Here is a 19,388-nt window from a genome sequence, read left to right as displayed (position 1 = left end):
GAGGACGAGCCAAGTGCGCGCATTGCATACCAAATTCCCATCTACCTCGGCCATGGCATTGGGACTTGCCCTGGCTCTGGCTGCGCCGGCGATGGCAGCAGATGCGCCTGACGCAGCCCCCGACGCAGCCGACGCCAGTGGCGCGGAGCGCACGATCGTGGTGACCGGACAGGGCCTGGCGGCGACGCCCGCCACCCCGGCCTATGACACGCAGACGATTTCTGCCGCGCAGTTGAACGCCACCGCATCGGGCCGAATCGACGACGCCCTGCTTTCGGCCGCCGGCGTGCAGCAATTTCGCCGTTCCGACAGCCGCGCGTCCAATCCATCGGCCCAGGGCATCACCCTGCGCGCGCTGGGCGGCAATGCCACCAGCCGCACGCTGGTCCTGCTCGACGGCGTACCGATGGCCGATCCGTTTTTTGGCTATATCCCCATGAACGCGATCGATCCCGAGCGCCTGGCCAGCGTGCGCGTGCAGCGCGGTGGCGGATCGGGCGCATTCGGCGCGGGCGCGGTGGCCGGCACGGTGAACATGACCAGCGCCGGACAGGCCGATCTGGGCTTGCTCAACGCGCAGGGCCTGGTGGACGATCGCGGAGAGACCACGGTTTCCGGCGCGCTGGCGCCCAAGCTGGGCCAAGGCTTTGCCGTGGTGACCGGACGGTGGGACCGCGGCCAGGGTTTTTGGACGACGCCTGAAAGCCAGCGCGTGGCCGCCAGCGTGCGGGCCCGCTATGAAAGCTGGTCAACCGGCGTGCGCGCGGTGGCGCCCCTGACGGGCAGCGTGGAATTGCAGGCCCGCGTGGCCGCGTTCGAAGACAACCGCACCTTGCGCTTTGCCGGGGCTGACAATGGCATCAGCGGGCAGGATGCCAGCTTGCGCCTGGTGGGCCGCGGCGCCTGGCAGTTCGATGCGCTGGCTTATGTCCAGGCGCGCGATTTCCACGCCGTTACGGTGAGTTCAACGAGTTTCAAGAAGACGCTGGACCAATACGCCACGCCGTCCACCGGCCTTGGCGGCAAGCTGGAACTGCGCCCGCCGGTGGGCGGTGGCCACGTCCTCAAGCTGGGGGCAGACTGGCGCCGGGCCGATGGCGTAACCAAGGAGAACGCCATCTCCGCCGTCACCGGCCTGGTCACCGCGCGGCGCAATGCCGGCGGGCGAAGCGACGACGTGGGCTTCTTTATCGAGGATGACTGGACGTTGGGCCCGCTGGTGCTGACCGCAGGCGGCCGCGCCGATCGCTGGGCGATCACCCAGGGCCACTATGGCGAATTGAACGCGGCCGGGACCACGACCGTCACCTCCGTCGGTGATCCTGCCGTTGCCTCGCGCACGGGCTGGCAGGGCAGCTGGCGCGGTGGCGCGGTCTTGCAGGCGGCAAGCTGGGCCGCGCTGCGCGGGGCGGCCTATACCGGGCTGCGCCTGCCCACGCTCAACGAACTCTACCGCTCGTTCACGCTCGCCGCGCCCAATGGCAGTGGCGGCGTTTCGCTGACCACCACCCAGCGCAACCCGGCGCTCAAGAACGAGCGGTTGATCGGCTTTGAAGGCGGGATCGACCTGACCCCGGCCAAGGGCGTGAAGCTGACGCTGACGGCGTTCGACAACAAGGTGAAGGACGCGATCGCCAACGTGACGCTATCGTCCAGCGGCACCACCACGGTGCGCCAGCGCCAGAACGTGGCCGCCGTGCATGCGCGCGGGCTGGAACTGGGCGGTGAAGTGACCGCCGGCACGCTGTCTTTCAACGGCAGCCTGGCCTGGACCGACGCCAAGGTGGAAGCGCCCGGCACGGCGCTGGACGGCATGCGGCCTGCCCAGACACCGCGCATTGCCGGCAGCGCCACGCTGGCCTGGCACCCTGCCCCGCGCTGGACCGGCGCGGTGACGCTGCGCCACGTGGGCCTTGCCTATGAAGACGATCTCCAGACCGCGCCGCTGCGCGCGGCGACCACGCTGGATGCTTTTGCCCAAGTGCCGCTGGCGCCCTGGGCCAGCCTGGTGCTGCGCGGGGAGAACCTGTTCGACACCACGATCGTCACGCGCAATTCGGGCGGCACGATCGACATCGGCACGCCGCGCACGCTGTGGGCGGGGCTGCGGATCGGGTTGAAGTAAAGATCTGGCGCCGCGTTTTCGGGAAGCGCCCTTCGACAGGCCCAGGGCGAACGGAATTCGGTACCATCTCTCGAATTCCGTTCGCCCTGAGCTTGTCGAAGCCCCCAGTTGCGCGCGCCCTCGCAATCGTATTCAATCCCCAAGCAGGCAGACAGGCGCAGGATTTGCGCCTAGCCTTCCTGTTGCAGGCCAGACGCGCAGCACAGCGTGCGGGGCCATGGGGGGATGCGCGCGATGGGGCAGGCGTTCACGCACAATTCGATGGGCGGGCGGCGCCGTTCTTACATTGTTTGCAACTCTGCGCTTGTCGGCAGGGGCTGGCCTGGCTTACCCCTTGCATCGGGAGGTCGCAGCCGGGGGCAATTCGGGCTGCGACAACAAGCCGCTGGCCGTGGCCGCATGTCGCAAGGGGGCGGCAGCGGCGTCACGCGATACGGGGGCAGGAGCCAGCGAAAGGCCGGGATAACCGGCCCGATCCATGTTGCGCCCTTGGGCACGCAGCATGGCACGGCCCAAAGCAGGTGGAGCCAGTAGCCATGACCCTCGAAATCACGTCCAAGGTTGCCGAAATCGACGCCCACATCATCGATGTGCTGCGCCACCGCGTGGGCAAGGACGAACGCGCCGCCAAGCCGCATGACTGGTATACCGCCACCTGCCTGGCGCTGCGCGACGTGGTCATCGACCGCTGGATGGAATCCACCCGCAAGACCTATGACGAAGGCGGCAAGCGGGTCTACTACCTCAGCCTGGAATTCCTGATCGGGCGGCTGCTGCGCGATGCGCTGTCGAACCTTGGCCTCACCCGCGAGATGGAAAAGGCGCTGGCCAGCCACGGCTTTGACCTGGCAGCGCTGGAAGAGCTGGAACCCGATGCCGCGCTGGGCAACGGTGGCCTGGGCCGCCTGGCCGCCTGCTTCATGGAAAGCCTCGCCAGCCTGGACATTGCCGCCTACGGCTATGGCATCCGCTATGTGAACGGCATGTTCCGCCAGCGCATCGACGATGGCTGGCAGGTGGAATTGCCCGAAACCTGGCTGAGCCACGGCAATCCCTGGGAATTCGACCGCCGCGAAAGCGCCTACATGATCGGCTTTGGCGGCGAAGTGATCGACAATGGCGATGGCGTGGAATGGCATCCCCATGAAAAGGTGGAAGCCAACGCCGTCGATACGCCAGTGGTGGGCTACAAGGGCAAGCGGGTGAACACCCTGCGCCTGTGGACGGCCAACCCGCTCGATCCCATCCGCCTGGATGCGTTCAACGCCGGCGACCATGCCGGGGCGCTGGCCGAACAAGTGCGCGCCGATGCGCTGGTGCGCGTGCTCTATCCGGCCGACAGCACCCCGGCAGGCCAGGAGCTGCGCCTGCGCCAGGAATACTTCTTCACCTCTGCTTCCATCCAGGACATCGTGCGCCGCCACGCGCAATACCATGGCGACGTGCGCACCCTGCCCGACAAAGCCGCGATCCAGCTCAACGACACGCATCCGAGCGTCGCCGTGGCCGAGCTGATGCGCCTGCTGGTGGACGTGCATGGCCTTGAATTCAACGAAGCCTGGGAAGTGACCAAGCGCACGGTGGGCTATACCAACCACACCCTGCTGCCCGAGGCGCTGGAAAGCTGGCCGCTGCCGCTGTTCGAACGCCTGCTGCCGCGCCACATGCAGATCATCTATGCGATCAACAGCCGCGTGCTGCGCGAAGCGCGCAAGGCGGGGCTGGACGACCGCGCGATTGCCGCGATCAGCCTGATCGACGAAGGCGGCGAGCGGCGCGTGCGCATGGCCAACCTGGCTTTCGTGGGCGCGCATTCGATCAACGGCGTGGCCGCGCTGCATACCGAGCTGATGAAAAGCACGGTCTTTGCCGATCTGCACGCGCTCTATCCCACGCGCATCAACAACAAGACCAATGGCGTCACCCCGCGCCGCTGGCTGCAGCAGTGCAATCCGCGCCTGGTGGGCGTGATCAAGGATGCGATCGGCGACGCGTTCCTGGATGACGCGGAAAAGCTTTCGGAACTCAATGCCCTGGCCGATGATGCCGCGCTGGGTGAACGCATTGCCGAGGTCAAGCGCGCCAACAAGGTGGCGCTGGCCGGGCATATCAAGCAATTGACCGGCACCCGCATCGATCCCGATGCGCTGTTCGACGTGCAGATCAAGCGCATCCACGAATACAAGCGCCAGTTGCTCAACCTGGTGGAAACCGTTGCGCTCTATGACCAAATTCGCAGCCACCCGGAACGCGACTGGACCCCGCGCGTAAAGATCTTCGGGGGCAAGGCCGCGCCAAGCTATCACAATGCCAAGCTGATCATCAAACTGGCCAACGACATTGCCCGCCGCGTCAACTCCGACCCTTCCGTCGGGGGACTCCTCAAGGTGGTGTTCGTGCCGAACTATAACGTGACCCTGGCCGAACGCATCATTCCGGCCGCCGATCTTTCGGAACAGATCTCCACCGCGGGCATGGAAGCGTCGGGCACGGGCAACATGAAGTTCGCGCTCAACGGCGCACTCACCATCGGCACGCTCGACGGCGCGAATATCGAGATCAAGGACCGCGTGGGCGATGACAACATCGTGATCTTCGGCCTGACGGCAGACGAAGTGGCCCAGACCCGCGAAAACTATAACCCGCGCGCGGTGATCGAGAGCAGCCGCGAATTGCAGCAGGCCATTTCCGCGATTGCCAGCGGCGTGTTCTCGCCCGACGATCCGCAGCGCTATGCCGGCCTGATGGGCGGGCTTTACGACAGCGACTGGTTCCTGGTGGCGGCCGATTTCGATGCCTATCACGCCGCGCAGCGCGGGGTGGACAAGCGCTGGGAAAACCAGGCCGCCTGGCGCGCCAGCGCGATCCGCAACATCGCCAACGTGGGCTGGTTCTCGTCCGATCGCACGATCGGCGAATATGCCCGCGACATCTGGGGAGTTTGACATCCTGACCATGCACCCCCCGGCAGAGGCGATTGCCGCGCTGCTTGACGGCACCCACGCCGACCCATTTTCATTGCTGGGGGTGCATCCCGGTCCGCAGGGTGCCTTTGCCCGCGCCATCCTGCCGGGCGCCGAGCGCGCCGAAGCCTTTGCCCTGGATGGCACGCCGCTTGGCGTGCTGTCGCGCGTCGATCCGCGCGGCCTGTTCGAAGGGCCGGTGGCCGGCCCGCGCCAGCCGGTGCGCTATGCCTGCCATGCGGGCACGTATACCTGGGACGTGACCGATCCCTATTCGTTCGGGCCGGTGCTGGGGCCGGTCGACGATTTCCTGATCGGCGAAGGCACCCACCATCGCCTGTTCGACAAGCTGGGCGCCCACGTGATCGACCACGAAGGCGCGCGCGGCGTCCACTTTGCCGTCTGGGCGCCCAACGCCCGGCTGGTGAGCGTGGTGGGCGATTTCAACGATTGGGACCCAGCCCGCCATCCCATGCGCCGGCGCACCGACACCGGCATCTGGGAACTGTTCCTGCCCGAAATCGGCGGCGGGCGTGCCTACAAGTATCGCATCGTCGGGCCCGATGGCACGGTGCAGCCTTACAAGGCCGATCCCTTTGCCTTTGCCGCCGAGTTGCGCCCGCATACCGCCTCGATCACGCTGGACGAGCCGCCGCATGAATGGGGCGACGCGGCCCACCGCGCGCATTGGGCTCAGGTCGATCCGCGCCGCCAGCCGATCTCGATCTATGAAGTGCACCCCGGATCCTGGCGCAAGCCGGGCGACGGCCGCGAATTCTTCAGCTGGGACGAACTGGCCGCGCGGCTGATCCCCTATGCCGTGGACATGGGCTTTACCCATATCGAATTCCTGCCGGTTTCAGAGCATCCCTATGATCCAAGCTGGGGCTACCAGACCACCGGGCTCTATGCGCCATCGGCCCGGTTCGGCGACGCGCAGGGCTTTGCCCGCTTCGTCGATGGGGCGCACCGCGCCGGGGTGGGCGTGCTGATCGATTGGGTGCCGGCGCACTTCCCCACCGATGCCCACGGATTGACGCGGTTCGACGGCACCGCGCTCTATGAACATGAAGACCCGCGCCAGGGTTTTCACCCCGATTGGAACACCGCGATCTACAACTTCGGCCGGCGCGAAGTGCGCGATTTCCTGGTCAACAACGCGCTGTTCTGGGCCGAGCGCTATCACGTCGACGGGTTGCGCGTCGATGCGGTCGCCTCGATGCTGTACCGCGACTATTCGCGCAAGAGCGGCGAATGGGTGCCCAATGCGCAAGGCGGGCGCGAGAACTGGGAAGCGGTGGATTTCCTGCGCGCGATGAACCAGGCCGTCTATGGCACCTGCCCCGGCGTGATCACCGTGGCCGAGGAATCGACCAGCTGGCCCGGCGTGACCCAGCCGGCGCTGGACCAGGGGGAGCGCCCATCGAGCCTGGGCTTTGGCTTCAAGTGGAACATGGGGTTCATGAACGACACGCTGCGCTACATGGCGCGCGAACCCGTGCACCGGCGCTATCACCACGACGAAATCACGTTCGGCCTGATGTATGCGTTCACCGAGAACTTCGTGCTGCCGATCAGCCATGACGAAGTGGTGCACGGCAAAGGCAGCCTGCTGGGCAAGATGGCCGGCGACGAATGGCAGAAGTTTGCCAACTTGCGCGCGTATTACGGGCTGATGTGGGGCTATCCCGGCAAGAAGCTGCTGTTCATGGGCCAGGAATTTGCCCAATCGCGCGAATGGAGCGAAGCGCGCGAGCTCGATTGGGACCTGCTGCAACATGCCCCCCACGCCGGCATGCAAGCCTGGGTGCGCGACCTCAACCGCGCCTATGCCGCCCTGCCGGCGCTGCACGCGCGCGATTGCGAGGGCGAAGGCTTTGAATGGCTGGTGGTGGACGATGCGCTGGCCAGCGTGTTTGCCTGGGTGCGCCGCACGCCCGGCCACGCCCCGGTGATCGTGGTGTGCAACATGACCCCGGCATTGCACGACCACTATCGCCTGCCCGCCCCGCAGGATGGGGTGTGGCGCGAAGTGCTCAATTCCGATGCCGCGATCTATGGCGGCAGCGGCCAGGGCAACGCCGGCAAGATCGTGGCGCGCGATGGCGCGGCCTTTGTCATCCTGCCGCCGCTTTCCACGATGATGTTCGAATTGCAGGACCAACCCGAATAATCGGTCAGGAGGAACAATGCGCAAAACCTATGGGCAACCGCTGGCCCGCGATGCCATGGCCTATGTCCTGGCCGGGGGACGCGGCAGCCGGTTGAAGGAGTTGACCGACAACCGCGCCAAGCCGGCGGTCTATTTCGGCGGAGTCAGCCGCATCATCGACTTCGCCCTGTCGAATGCGATCAATTCGGGCATCCGGCGCATTGGCGTGGCCACGCAATACAAGGCGCATTCGCTGATCCGCCACATGAACCGCGCGTGGAACTTCATGCGCCCCGAACGCAACGAAAGCTTCGACATCCTGCCCGCCTCGCAGCGCATTTCCGAACTGCTGTGGTATGAAGGCACGGCCGACGCGGTCTATCAGAACATCGACATCATCCAGGCCCATGCGCCCAAGCACATGGTGATCCTGGCGGGCGACCACATCTACAAGATGGACTACGAATTGATGCTGCAGCAGCACGTCAATTCGGGCGCCGACGTGACGGTGGGCTGCCTGGTGGTGCCCAAGGCCGAGGCAACCGGCTTTGGCGTGATGGGCGTGGACGAAAACAGCGTGATCACCAGCTTCGTCGAAAAGCCGGCCGATCCGCCGACCATTCCCGGCGATCCGGACCATGCCCTGGCCTCGATGGGCATCTATGTGTTCGAGACGCAGTTCCTGTTCGACCAACTGCGCCGCGATGCCGTCACGCCGGGATCGAACCGCGACTTTGGCGGGGATATCATCCCCTACATCGTCAAGCACGGCAAGGCGGTGGCCCACCGCTTTACCGACAGCTGCATCCGCGCGGCCGAGGAGATCGGCGAGTACTGGCGCGACGTGGGCACGCTCGACGCCTATTTCGATGCCAACCTCGACCTGACCGACACGGTGCCCGCGCTCAACATGTACGATCGCGAATGGCCGATCTGGACCGACCAGATCGTGGCCGCCCCGGCCAAGTTCGTGCACGACGAGGATGGCCGGCGCGGCATGGCGATCTGTTCGCTGATCAGCCAGGACTGCATCGTTTCGGGCGCGCTGGCCAAGCGGAGCCTGCTGTTCACCGGCGTGAAGATGGGCTCTTTCTCCAGCGTGGAGGAAGGGGTGATCCTGCCCTATTGCAACATCGGCCGCGGCGCGCAGTTGAAGCGGGTGATCCTGGATTCGGGCGTGCGCATTCCCGAAGGCCTGGTGGTGGGCGAAGATCCCGAACTCGATGCCCGGCGGTTTCGTCGCACCGACAATGGGGTGTGCCTCATCACCAAGGCGATGATCGACAGGCTGGTTTAACGCCATTGTTGCATAACATGCCCTCCCCCTGCTTCCGTCCGCAGGCGGGAGGGGGAGATTGGAATGACTTTGCGCGTTCTTTCCATCGCGTCCGAAGCGGTGCCGCTGATCAAGACCGGGGGGCTGGCCGACGTGGTTGGCGCCCTGCCCGATGCCGTTGCACCCCATGGCGTGGCGATGACCACGATCCTGCCCGGCTATCCAGCCGTGCTGAAAGCCGTCGGCAAAGCCAAGGCGATCCACCAGTGGGACAGCCTGCTGGGTGAACCGGCCAGGTTGCTGGCCGGCAAGCTGGCCGGTAACCTGGGCAGCCACCCTTTGCTGGTGGTGGACAGCCCCAACCTGTTTGCGCGCGAAGGCGGGCCCTACACCGATCTGGCCGGGCGCGACTGGGGGGACAACTGGCGGCGTTTTGCCGCGTTTTCCCGTGCCGCAGCCGACGTGGCGGGCGGCGCGGTGAAAGGCCTGGCGTTCGATGTGGCCCATGCGCACGATTGGCAGGCGGCGATGGCGCCGGCCTATCTGCGCTTTGCCCCGGCCGGCGTGGGCACGGTGCCTTCGATCATGACCATCCACAACATGGCGTTCCAGGGGCACTATGGCTCTGACATCTTTGCCTTGCTGGAACTGCCGTCGTGGGCCTGGGCGATCGACGGGGTGGAATACCACGGCGGCGTGGGATTTTTGAAAGCCGGCCTGGAAAGCGCAAGCGCGATTACCACGGTCAGCCCGACGTATGCCCGCGAGATTCGCGATCCCGCGTTCGGCATGGGGCTGGAAGGGCTGATCGCCGCCAAGGCGGACCGGGTGAGCGGCATCGTCAACGGCATCGATCCGGCGGTGTGGAACCCGGAAACCGATGCCCACCTGCTGCAGACCTATTCCTGGCGCTCCCTATCGCGACGCCAAGCCAACAAGCGCGCGCTGGAGCGGGAATTTCACCTGGACCAGAGCGATGGGCCGCTGTTCGTGTGCATCACGCGGCTGACCTGGCAAAAGGGCATCGACGTTCTGCTTGAAGTCATCGACCATCTCGTTGGGTTGGGCGGGCGGCTGGCACTGCTGGGTTCGGGCGATGCTGCAATGGAAGCGGGCCTGCACGCCGCCGCCGCGCGCCATCCCGGCCGGGTCAGCTTGCGCATCGGCTATGACGAAGCACTCTCGCACCGCATGCAGGGCGGTGGCGACGCGATCCTGGTGCCCAGCCGGTTCGAGCCTTGCGGGCTGACCCAGCTTTACGGCCTGGCCTATGGCTGTGTGCCGGTGGTGGCGCATACCGGGGGCCTGGCCGATACCGTGGTGGACGCCAATCTGGCCGCGATCAACAGCCAGGCCGCGACCGGCGTGGCGTTTCACGGCGTCACCTATCCTTCTTTCGCAGCTGCGATAACGCGCACGATTGCCCTTTACGGGCAACGCGATGTCTGGACGCAGATGCAGCGAACAGGCATGAAGACGGACTTTTCGTGGAAGCGCAGCGGCCAGGCCTATGCTGCGCTCTATCGCCAACTTGCGGGGGCACAATGACGATCACGACTCACCAGACCACGCCCTATGCCGGGCAGAAACCGGGCACATCGGGCCTGCGCAAGAAAGTGCGCGTGTTCCAGCAGGCCAATTATGCCGAGAATTTCATCCAGGCCGTGTTCGACGTGGTGGAGCGCCCGGCCGGCAGCACGCTGGTGATCGGCGGCGACGGGCGTTATCACAACCGCACGGTGATCCAGCAGGCGATCCGCATGGCGGCGGCCAATGGCTATGCCCAGGTGCTGGTGGGCCAGGGCGGCATCCTGTCCACCCCGGCGGCGAGCAACGTGATCCGCCAGTACAAGGCCAGCGGCGGCCTGATCCTTTCGGCCAGCCACAATCCCGGCGGGCCGGACGAGGATTTCGGCATCAAGTACAATATCGCCAATGGCGGCCCTGCGCCGGAAGGCGTGACCGAGGCGATCTATGCCCGCACGCAGACCATCGACCGCTGGCACGCGGTGGACACGGCAGACATCGACCTGGACAGCTGCGGCAGCGTGGACGTGGGCGGGTGCCAGGTTTCGGTGATCGATCCCGTCGCCGACTATGCCGACCTGATGGAAAAGCTGTTCGATTTCGCCGCGATCCGTGCTGCCGCAAGCGATGGCCTGACCATGGCGTTTGACGCGATGCACGCTGTGACCGGGCCTTATGCGGTGGAAATCCTGGAAAAGCGGCTGGGCTTTGGCGCCGGCACGGTGCGCAACGGCGTGCCGCTGGAAGACTTTGGCGGGCACCATCCCGATCCCAACCTGGTGCACGCCAAGGCCCTGTTCGACACGATGTTTGCCCCCGACGCGCCCGATTTCGGTGCGGCATCGGATGGCGACGGGGATCGCAACCTGATCATTGGCAAGGGACGCTTCATCACCCCGTCCGACAGCCTGGCGATGCTGGCGGCCAATGCACACCTGGCGCCCGGCTATGCCCGTGGCTTGGCTGGCATTGCCCGCTCAATGCCCACCAGCGCGGCGGCCGATCGCGTGGCAGAGGCGCTGGGCATCCCTGCGTTCGAGACGCCCACCGGGTGGAAGTTCTTCGGCAACCTGCTCGATGCCGGCAAGGCGACGATCTGCGGCGAGGAAAGCGCGGGCACCGGATCGGACCACGTGCGCGAGAAGGATGGCCTGTGGGCCGTGCTGCTGTGGCTCAACATCCTGGCCGTGCGCAAGATCAGCGTGGACGAACTGGCGCGCGAGCATTGGGCCAAATATGGCCGCAACTATTACGCGCGGCACGACTATGAAGGCCTGCCCACCGAACAGGCCGATGCCCTGATCGCGGCGCTCAAGGCCAAGCTGGACAGCCTGCCGGGCCAGAGCTTTGGCGCGCTCACCGTGGCCACGGCGGACAGCTTCTCCTACCTCGATCCCGTCGATGGCAGCACCAGCGCCAACCAGGGCCTGCGCGTGCTGTTCGAGGGCGGATCGCGCATCGTGTTCCGCCTTTCGGGCACGGGGACCGAAGGCGCAACGTTGCGCGTCTATCTGGAGCGCTATGAACCGGCCGACGGCTATCTCGATCGCGAAACGGGCGACATGCTGGCCGACCTGATCGCGGCGGCCGACGCCGTGGCGGGCATCGTGGCACACACCGGCCGCACCGCGCCCGACGTGATCACCTGATGCGATACGGCGCGCACCCCTGCCCCGGCGGCACCGCCTGGCGGGTGCGCGCTCCCCGTGCCGAGGCGGTGTGGCTTTGCCTGTTCGAAGGCGAAGTCGAAACCCGCCACGCGATGGTGCGCGAAGGCGAGGACTGGACGCTGACGCTGGCGGGCGATCATGGCGGCGCCCGCTATGGTTACCGCGCAAACGGCGAATGGGCGCCAGAACGCGGGCTGTGGTTTGATCCGGCCAAGCTGCTGGTCGATCCTTATGCGGTGGAACTGGACCGGCGCTTTTCCTATGAGCCCGCGCTGTCTGCCTTCGCCACGGACACGGCGGCACTGGTGCCCAAGGCCGTGGTGCCCGGCGATCTGCCCACGGTGCCCCCCGCCCCGCCGCTCTTCGCGCCGGGCGGACTGATCTATGAAGTCAACGTGCGCGCCTTCACCATGCTGCATCCGCACGTGCCGCAGCATTTGCGCGGCACGGTAGCGGCCCTGGCGCATCCGGCGGTGGTGGCCCACCTCAGGAAGCTGCGCGTAAACGCGGTCGAACTGATGCCGATCGTCGCCTGGATCGAGGAGCGGCACCTGCCCCCGCTGGGCCTGACCAATGCCTGGGGCTATAACCCGGTGGGCTTCATGGCGCTCGATCCTGGCCTCTGCCCCGGTGGCCTGGCCGAATTGCGCGAAACGGTGGCCGCCTTGCGCGCAGCGGGTATCGGCACGATCCTGGACCTGGTGTTCAACCACACCGGCGAAAGCGATCTGGCCGGCCCGGTCGTGGGCCTGCGCGGGCTGGACAACCAGGCCTATGCCCACGATCCGGCGGGCCAACTCATCAACGATACCGGCTGTGGCAACACGCTGGACTTTGCCAATCCGCATGTGCGCCGCCTGACGCTGGATGCCCTGCGCCATTTCGTTGCCCATGCCGGCGTGGATGGCTTCCGCTTCGACCTGGCGCCGATCCTGGCGCGCGGGCCGGGCTTTGCCGCCGATGCACCGATCTTTGCCGAGATCGCAGCCGACCCGCTGCTGGCTGACCGCGTGTTGATTGCCGAACCCTGGGACATCGGGCCCGATGGCTATCAACTGGGGCGGTTTCCGGCCAACTGGCTGGAATGGAACGACCGCTTTCGCGACGATGCGCGGCGGTTCTGGCGCGGCGATGGCGCGCTGAGCGAGCTCGCCACGCGGCTGGCCGGATCGGCCGACGTGTTTGGCCCGTGCGATGCAACGCCCTGCCGCAGCGTGAATTTCCTGGCGGCGCACGATGGCTTTACCCTGGCCGATTGTGTGGCCTTTGCCCGCAAGCACAACCACGCCAATGGCGAGGACAACCGCGACGGGCATGACGACAATTTCTCGTGGAACAACGGCGTTGAAGGGCCGAGCGACGATCCGGCCGTGCTGGCGCGGCGCCAGGCGGCCTTGCGCGCATTGCTGGGCACGCTGTTTGCCTCAACCGGCACGATCATGCTGACCGCAGGCGATGAATTCGGCCGTAGCCAGCAGGGCAACAACAACGCCTATGCCCAGGACAACGGGTTGACCTGGATCGACTGGCAGGGGCGCGACCACGATCTTGAGAACTTTGTCGCGCAGCTGGCTGCAAAGCGCGCGGGCGGCGACATGGCACGGTTTCCGGAAGACGGGCAATGGCTGGCGCTAGATGGCGCGCCGATGGATAGCGCGCGGTGGGAAGACCCAGTGACGCCGGGCATGGCATGGCACGATCCCGCCGGTATCAGGCCTGGTTTTCGGGTGAGCCGCTCCGACGGTGTCGTGCTGGGCTGACGGGCCCTTCGACCTTGCTCAGGACAGGCCCTTCGACAGGCTCAGGGCGAACGGGGTTACAGGAATTCCAGAAGGCCCCGTTCAGCCTGAGCTTGTCGAAGCCCCTACGCAGCCGCAGCCTCAAGCCCCCAGCCGCCGCAAGGCCGGATCGATATAGCGGCGCGGCGCCGGGACATAGTTGGCCTGGCCATCATCAAGCGACAGCGGCCGTGGCAGCAGGCGGTTGAGCAGCAGGCGGCCGAACGCCCATTCACCCAGGCCCGATTGCGCATTGATGTGGCCGGCCGCGCCCGCATCGGCAAAGCGCGCGCCCCAGCGCTGCGCCAGGCGCCGGGTGGCGCCGAACGCGGCATAGCGATCGTCACGGCTGGCCACGACGATGGCGGGGAACGGCAGATCGGCATCGGGCACCGGGGCAAAGCGGGTGAGGCGGCGGTCCTTGACCCCGTCTTCCACGTCGGGCGGGGCAACCAGCAGCGCGCCGATCACCGGCATGGCCGGCGCATGGGCGCGCGAGGCATTGGCGAGCCGTTCGTATTCCGCCCACCACGCCACGGCAAGGCAACCGAGGCTGTGCGCCACCAGGACCACCGGGCGACCGGTGCCCTCATGGGCGCGCTGGATCGCCAGAGCGAGCTTGTTGACCCAGGTGTTGCGGTGCGGATCGTTCCACAGCCCCAGGTCTACCCGGTGGCAATCAGGAAGTGTCTGTTCCCAAAGGGTTTGCCAGTGATCCGGGCCGGAGTTGTCCAGCCCCGGCACGGTCAGGATGATCGGATCGGCATTGCGCGCGAAGGAATGTTCATGGGCCATACAAGTTCTCCCACCAAGGAAGCGGCCGGTCGACTCGGTCTACGTCCCGACATGAACAAGAGATAACTCAATCTTTGTGATAGACAATAGGCCGGCGATGAAACGACAGCCGTTTGCGCCCGGTGGGAAGGCGCTGGAACACCGTTGCATTTTGCCGCCAATTGCGACAGGCCCGAACCGGTGCAAGCTGGCGGGGGCCGGCGCAAGGGGGGCCTTGGCGCCCTGAAGCTTGCGGGCGTTGGGTTGAAGCGCCAGCAGGCTTTGGGTTCTTCGTTGTCATGCGATTTATGGACAAAAACCGGTGCCCACTTTTTGTCATCGCACTCTAAAGGGATCACGGACGTTTCCGGCATGACTGCACCAGCCAACCAAGACGCCCCGCGCAAGCGACTGCTGGCCTCGATCCACGACGTGAGCCCGCGTTTCGAGTGCGAAGTGGACGCGCTGGCCGAACGGCTGTCGGGCCATCTGGGCACCGGCCGCTTTGCCATGCTGGTGATCCCCGATCATTGGCGCGGCGCGCCGCTGGCTGGCAACGCCGCGTTCCAGGCGCGGCTACGCCAATGGGCCGACATGGGCATCGAGATGTTCCTGCACGGCTGGTGCCACAAGGACGAAACGCCCGCAGATCAGGGTCTTGCCGGCTTCAAGGGCAAGCACATGACCGCGGGCGAAGGCGAGTTCCTCAACCTGCCGCATGACCAGGCGCTGGCCCGCATGCGCGAGGGCAAGGCGCTGGTCGAAGATATCCTGGGCCGCCCGGTAACCGGCTTTATCGCGCCGGCCTGGCTCTATGGCCCCGGCGCCCACCAGGCGATGGGCGACGTGGGCTTTGCCTTGGCCGAAGACCACATGAAAGTGTGGCGGCCGCAGACCGGCGAAGTGCTGGCCAAGGGCCCGGTGATCACCTGGGCCAGCCGCAGCAAGGCCCGCATCCGTTCCTCGCTGTGGTTTTCCGCATTGGCCCGCCAGGCCCTGCCCGCCACCCGCACGGTGCGCGTGGCGGTGCACCCCGGCGATACCACCGTGCCCGCGCTGCTGCGCTCGATCGACAAGACGCTGGCGCGCTTTGCCAAGAGCCACGCGCCCGCCCGCTATGCCAGCCTGACCGGCCCGGCGAGCCTGTTTTGACTGCAACCGCGCCAAGACCCTTGCGCGTTCTGACCTTCCTGCACAGCTTCGAGCCGGGCGGGGTGGAGCGCGTGGCGCTGCGCCTGCATCGCGCGTGGCTGGCGCAGGGGATCGACGCGCGGCTGGTGCTGGGGCGCACCCAAGGCGCGATGCGTGGCGAATGGCCCGGGCTTGAAGCCGAGGTGTTCGACAGCCACGGCGTGCCCACGGCGGCGTGGGAAACGCTGTGGATGATGCTGCGTCTGCCAGGTGCGATCCGCCGCCACCGTCCCGACGTGCTGTTTTGCGCCGGCAATTCCTATACCGTGGTGGCCGTGGTCATGCGCCTCGTGCTGGGCAAGCGTTGCCCGCCGATCCTGGCCAAGATCAGCAACGACCTGACGCGGGCAGACCTGCCCGCCCCCGCGCGCCCGTTCTATCGCCTGTGGCTGTGCATCCAGGGCCGCATGCTCCACCGCGTGGTGGGCATGGCGCAGCCGATGCGCGCCGAATTGCAGGACCTGATGGGCGTGCCGGCCGATCGCGTGGCGATCATCGACGATCCCGCGCTGGATGAAGCCCAGATCGCCCATCTCGAAACCCTGCCGCGTCCGCCTCGCCCGGCCGCAGCGGGCCGCCGCTTCCTGGCGATCGGCCGGCTGGCCGCGCAAAAGAACTTCCCCCTGCTGCTGCGCGCCTTTGCCAGGATCGCGCGGCCAACGGACCGGCTCACCATCCTGGGCGAAGGGGGCGCACGCAAGACGCTGCAAACCCTGGCGCGCAGCCTGGACGTGGCCGACCGGGTGGACATGCCCGGCCACGTGAATCCGGTTTCCGACGCTTTGCTGGCCGCCGATGCGCTGGTCATGTCATCCGATTATGAAGGCGTGCCCGCCGTGGTGCCCGAAGCGCTGGCCGCCGGCCTGCCCGTGGTTTCCACCGATTGCAGCGTGAGCATGGCAGACCTGCTGGGTCATGGCCGCTTTGGCCTGCTGGTGCCGGTGCGCGACGAGGCCGCGCTGGCCGCCGCGATGGACGGTATCGCTGCCTTGCCCTTCGATTCGGCCGCGGCGCGTACCCAGGCACGCCGTTTTACCGTAGAAATTGCCGCCCAAAGCTATGTCGTTGAAATGCAGCGACTGGCCCATGGCTGACCACCCGCTGCCCGGCACGGACGAACCCGCCGCTTGGGCCATCCTGCATAAAGCGGATGGCGCGGCGGCTTCGTTCGCGGTAACGCCGCGCCCGGGCCTGAACGAGACACAATGACGACACCCGCGATTCCCGAGACCGCTCCCCAAGCCAGCGGCCTGCGCAGATGGAGCGCCTATCTTGGCCCCGCCGTGTCGGTGGCCATCCTGGGCGCCGTGCTGTGGCAGCTGCGCCAGCTCAACTGGCTGATGGTGGTGTCGATCATCCCGCGCTCGCCGCTGATCTGGCTGGTGCTGGCCGCAAGCTATTTCGCCGGGCCGGTGGCCGACTGGGTGATTTTCCGCAAGCTGTGGGGCATTCCCTTTTCGGGGCTGGCGCCGTTGCTGAAGAAGCTGGTCGGCAACGAACTGCTGCTCGGCTATGTCGGTGAAGTCTATTTCTACGACTGGGCGCGCCGCCATGTGAAAATGGAAGGTTCGCCTTTCGGCGCGGTCAAGGACGTGGCGATCCTTTCGGCACTGGCCGGCAACATCATCACCATCGGCATGATGGGCATCACCTGGTATGTCAGCGGGCGGGTCGATTTCGGCCAGAACACCTGGCTGATCGTCTCGGCCATCGGCTTTGCCCTCGCCACGTCGCTGGTCATCACCTTCCTGCGCAAGGGCATTTTCAGCCTCTCGGGGCCGGACCTGTGGTTCGTGTTCGTGGTGCACTGCCTGCGCATCGCCGCCGGCATGGGCTTTACCGCCCTGTCATGGCACCTGATCCTGCCCGAGGTTTCGATCGGCACCTGGATACTCTTTTCCACCATCCGCCTTCTGGTGGCACGCCTTCCCTTCATCCCCAACAAGGATATCGCGTTTGCCGGCATCACGCCGCTGATCGTGGGCAAGGGAGTTCAGACTGATGTCATGATCGCGATGATATCGATGCTGATCGTTGCCACACACGTGATCCTGTTCATCGGCCTGATGTTGCTGGATCTCGTGCAGAAGGAGAAGAATGCGTGAACAAGCTGGCTGTTCTGGCCCCAACTGCCTTGCTAGGTGCATCATTGCTTCCCGCCGCCCTGCTGCTGGGCGGGGCTGGCCCGCTGCCGCCCTCCACGCCCGACCTGGGCAAGGCCGAAGGACAGTGCCGCCCGGGCGAACATGGTCCCTCGTTCATGGTCGATATCCTGGGGCTGAAAGACCATACCGGCAAGCTCAAGCTGGAAGTCTATCCCGCCAACGACACCGATTTCCTGGCCGACGACAATGTGCTGGTGGGCGCGGGCAAGACGTTCCGCCGCGTCGAAGTGCCAACGCCGGCGGAACCGACGCCACGCCTGTGCGTGCGCCTGCCCGGCCCGGGCCAATACACCGTCTCGGTGCTGCATGACCGCGACAACAACCGCAAGTTCAACTGGCAGCGCGACGGCATCGGTTTTTCCGGCAACCCACGGCTGGGCTGGTCCAAGCCCAAGGCTGCCAGCGCCACCGTTTCGGCCGGAAATGGCCCGACCACGTTGCGGATCGTGATGAATTACCGTAACGGGTTGATGTCTGTGGGGCCACTCAAGGGCGCGCGATGAAGCTTGTCGATGTTTGCGCATTCTATGCCCCCAAGGGCGGCGGGGTGCGCACCTATGTCGATCGCAAGCTCAAGGCCGGGGCCGCGCTGGGGCATGATGTCACCGTCATTGCCCCTGGCCAGCACGACCACGTGGAGGAACGCGGGCCGAACGCGCGCATCCGCTGGTTGAAAAGCCAGCTGTTCCCGCTCGATTTCAACTACCGCTGGTTCTCCGATATTCCCGCGCTCTATGCCGCGCTGGACGAGGAAGCGCCCGATTTCGTGGAGGCATCTTCGCCCTGGCGCAGCGCCAGCGTGATTGCCGAATGGCCCGGGCATGCCCCGCGCGCGCTGATCATGCATGCCGATCCGCTGTCGGCCTATGCCTATCGCTGGTTCGACGGCGTGGCCACGCGCCCCACGATCGACAAGGCGTTCGAACGCTATTGGCGGCACTTGCGCCGGCTCGACGAGCGCTATGACATGATCGTAAGCGCCAGTGCCAGCCTGTCGGAACGGTTGACCGGCGGCGGCCTAGCCCATGTGGTGACCAACCCGATGGGCGTGGATCCCGGCGTGTTTTCACCCACGTTCCGCGACCTTGCCCTGCGCAAGGGCATGCTGGAGCTGTGTGAGTTGCCCGAGGATGCCACGTTGCTGCTGGGCGTGGGGCGCTTTGCCCCGGAAAAGCGCTGGCCGATGCTGGTCGACGCGGTGACTGCCGCCGGCAGCCGCCGTCCGGTGGGGCTGGTGCTGGCCGGCCAGGGGCGCGAACGCAAGGCGATCGAGCGGCGCATCGGCGGCAACCCGCATATCCGCGTGCTCGCCCCGATCACCAAGCGCCACGAACTGGCCCGCGTGATGGCCAGCACCGATGCGCTGCTGCATGGCTGCGAGGCCGAAACGTTCTGCATGGTGGCCGCAGAAGCGCGCGCCAGCGGCCTGCCGCTGATCGCACCCGACCAGGGCGGCGCCAGCGACCAGGCCCGCGCCTCGGGCGGGTGGATCTATGAATCCGCCAACGCTGCCGCCGCGACCGAAGCGGTGGCGCAATACTGCCTGGCCCGCGAGAGCGGCCTGGACGGCCCGCGCGCCGACCTGCCCCCGCCACGCACGATGGACGATCATTTCCGCGAGCTTTTCGCCAGCTATGAAGCGGTGCTGGCCGGGGCGCGCCAGGCGGCTTGACTGCCAAAGTTGCTTCAGATTTCCACCACCCCCAACCCCCTCCTCTTCAGAGTAGGGGGTCGGGGGATGGTGCGAAGTCTGTCGCAAGCCGCAAA

At 66.3% G+C, this 19,388-nt stretch carries 13 protein-coding genes; 12 read left to right on the top strand and 1 reads right to left on the bottom strand.

Annotated elements, in window-relative coordinates; all coding sequences use genetic code 11:
* The first annotated feature begins 52 nt into the window (after positions 1–52).
* From R9J51_RS10535 to glgX, 7 genes are all read left to right on the top strand, one after another.
* Positions 53–2,125 carry a TonB-dependent receptor domain-containing protein gene (locus R9J51_RS10535; protein WP_179504434.1) on the top strand — a complete coding sequence of 691 codons (2,073 nt, stop codon included), beginning with the start codon at positions 53–55 and terminating at the stop codon, positions 2,123–2,125.
* 536 nt (positions 2,126–2,661) lie between these two features.
* Positions 2,662–5,070 carry a glycogen/starch/alpha-glucan phosphorylase gene (locus tag R9J51_RS10530; protein ID WP_169473996.1) on the top strand — a complete coding sequence of 803 codons (2,409 nt, stop codon included), beginning with the start codon at positions 2,662–2,664 and terminating at the stop codon, positions 5,068–5,070.
* A gap of 10 nt (positions 5,071–5,080) precedes the next feature.
* The gene (glgB, locus tag R9J51_RS10525; RefSeq protein WP_179504433.1) at positions 5,081–7,261 is read left to right on the top strand and encodes a 1,4-alpha-glucan branching protein GlgB; all 2,181 of its coding nucleotides are present in this window, start codon (positions 5,081–5,083) and stop codon (positions 7,259–7,261) included.
* 16 nt (positions 7,262–7,277) lie between these two features.
* Positions 7,278–8,537 (top strand): glucose-1-phosphate adenylyltransferase, encoded by a 1,260-nt coding sequence (gene glgC / locus R9J51_RS10520; RefSeq protein ID WP_169473994.1) that lies wholly within the window; start codon positions 7,278–7,280, stop codon positions 8,535–8,537.
* A gap of 63 nt (positions 8,538–8,600) precedes the next feature.
* The gene (gene glgA / locus R9J51_RS10515) at positions 8,601–10,064 is read left to right on the top strand and encodes a glycogen synthase GlgA (RefSeq protein WP_168554428.1); all 1,464 of its coding nucleotides are present in this window, start codon (positions 8,601–8,603) and stop codon (positions 10,062–10,064) included.
* A complete protein-coding gene (locus R9J51_RS10510) occupies positions 10,061–11,692 on the top strand; it encodes an alpha-D-glucose phosphate-specific phosphoglucomutase (RefSeq protein WP_179504432.1) in 1,632 nt (543 codons plus the stop codon). Before glgA ends, R9J51_RS10510 begins: the two co-directional genes overlap by 4 nt.
* Complete coding sequence (gene glgX / locus R9J51_RS10505) at positions 11,692–13,473, top strand: glycogen debranching protein GlgX (protein ID WP_179504431.1); 1,782 nt, start codon at positions 11,692–11,694, stop codon at positions 13,471–13,473. Before R9J51_RS10510 ends, glgX begins: the two co-directional genes overlap by 1 nt.
* A 120-nt stretch (positions 13,474–13,593) precedes the next feature.
* On the opposite strand, the gene R9J51_RS10500 is transcribed toward glgX, so the two are convergent.
* Complete coding sequence (locus R9J51_RS10500; protein ID WP_168554425.1) at positions 13,594–14,286, bottom strand: RBBP9/YdeN family alpha/beta hydrolase; 693 nt, start codon at positions 14,284–14,286, stop codon at positions 13,594–13,596.
* A gap of 351 nt (positions 14,287–14,637) precedes the next feature.
* Between R9J51_RS10500 and R9J51_RS10495 the strand changes: the two genes are divergently transcribed.
* The 5 genes from R9J51_RS10495 to R9J51_RS10475 all read left to right on the top strand — a co-directional run bounded on the left by R9J51_RS10495 (position 14,638) and on the right by R9J51_RS10475 (position 19,293).
* Positions 14,638–15,417 (top strand): polysaccharide deacetylase family protein, encoded by a 780-nt coding sequence (locus tag R9J51_RS10495; protein ID WP_179504430.1) that lies wholly within the window; start codon positions 14,638–14,640, stop codon positions 15,415–15,417.
* Positions 15,418–15,437: 20 nt separating this feature from the next.
* Complete coding sequence (locus R9J51_RS10490; protein ID WP_179504429.1) at positions 15,438–16,550, top strand: glycosyltransferase; 1,113 nt, start codon at positions 15,438–15,440, stop codon at positions 16,548–16,550.
* A gap of 111 nt (positions 16,551–16,661) precedes the next feature.
* Complete coding sequence (locus R9J51_RS10485) at positions 16,662–17,561, top strand: hypothetical protein (protein WP_168554422.1); 900 nt, start codon at positions 16,662–16,664, stop codon at positions 17,559–17,561.
* Between the two features lie 5 nt (positions 17,562–17,566).
* Positions 17,567–18,124: a DUF2141 domain-containing protein gene (locus R9J51_RS10480; RefSeq protein WP_432787991.1), complete on the top strand. Its 558-nt coding sequence runs from the start codon at positions 17,567–17,569 to the stop codon at positions 18,122–18,124.
* The gene (locus tag R9J51_RS10475) at positions 18,121–19,293 is read left to right on the top strand and encodes a glycosyltransferase (protein ID WP_169473987.1); all 1,173 of its coding nucleotides are present in this window, start codon (positions 18,121–18,123) and stop codon (positions 19,291–19,293) included. The genes R9J51_RS10480 and R9J51_RS10475 overlap by 4 nt, the downstream gene beginning before the upstream one ends.
* Positions 19,294–19,388 lie beyond the last annotated feature (95 nt).

Source organism: Novosphingobium rhizosphaerae, from assembly GCF_050920675.1.
Classification (GTDB): Bacteria; Pseudomonadota; Alphaproteobacteria; order Sphingomonadales; family Sphingomonadaceae; genus Novosphingobium; species Novosphingobium rhizosphaerae.
This window is presented reverse-complemented; position numbering and strand designations above follow the sequence as displayed.

Coding starts and splice junctions, on each gene's coding strand:
- glgX (WP_179504431.1), top strand. CDS start 11,692: ATGCGATACGGCGCGCACCCCTGCCCCGGCGGCACCGCCTGGCGGGTG.
- glgC (WP_169473994.1), top strand. CDS start 7,278: ATGCGCAAAACCTATGGGCAACCGCTGGCCCGCGATGCCATGGCCTAT.
- glgB (WP_179504433.1), top strand. CDS start 5,081: ATGCACCCCCCGGCAGAGGCGATTGCCGCGCTGCTTGACGGCACCCAC.
- R9J51_RS10485 (WP_168554422.1), top strand. CDS start 16,662: ATGACGACACCCGCGATTCCCGAGACCGCTCCCCAAGCCAGCGGCCTG.
- R9J51_RS10510 (WP_179504432.1), top strand. CDS start 10,061: ATGACGATCACGACTCACCAGACCACGCCCTATGCCGGGCAGAAACCG.
- R9J51_RS10530 (WP_169473996.1), top strand. CDS start 2,662: ATGACCCTCGAAATCACGTCCAAGGTTGCCGAAATCGACGCCCACATC.
- R9J51_RS10475 (WP_169473987.1), top strand. CDS start 18,121: ATGAAGCTTGTCGATGTTTGCGCATTCTATGCCCCCAAGGGCGGCGGG.
- R9J51_RS10500 (WP_168554425.1), bottom strand. CDS start 14,286: ATGGCCCATGAACATTCCTTCGCGCGCAATGCCGATCCGATCATCCTG.
- R9J51_RS10495 (WP_179504430.1), top strand. CDS start 14,638: ATGACTGCACCAGCCAACCAAGACGCCCCGCGCAAGCGACTGCTGGCC.
- R9J51_RS10535 (WP_179504434.1), top strand. CDS start 53: ATGGCATTGGGACTTGCCCTGGCTCTGGCTGCGCCGGCGATGGCAGCA.
- glgA (WP_168554428.1), top strand. CDS start 8,601: ATGACTTTGCGCGTTCTTTCCATCGCGTCCGAAGCGGTGCCGCTGATC.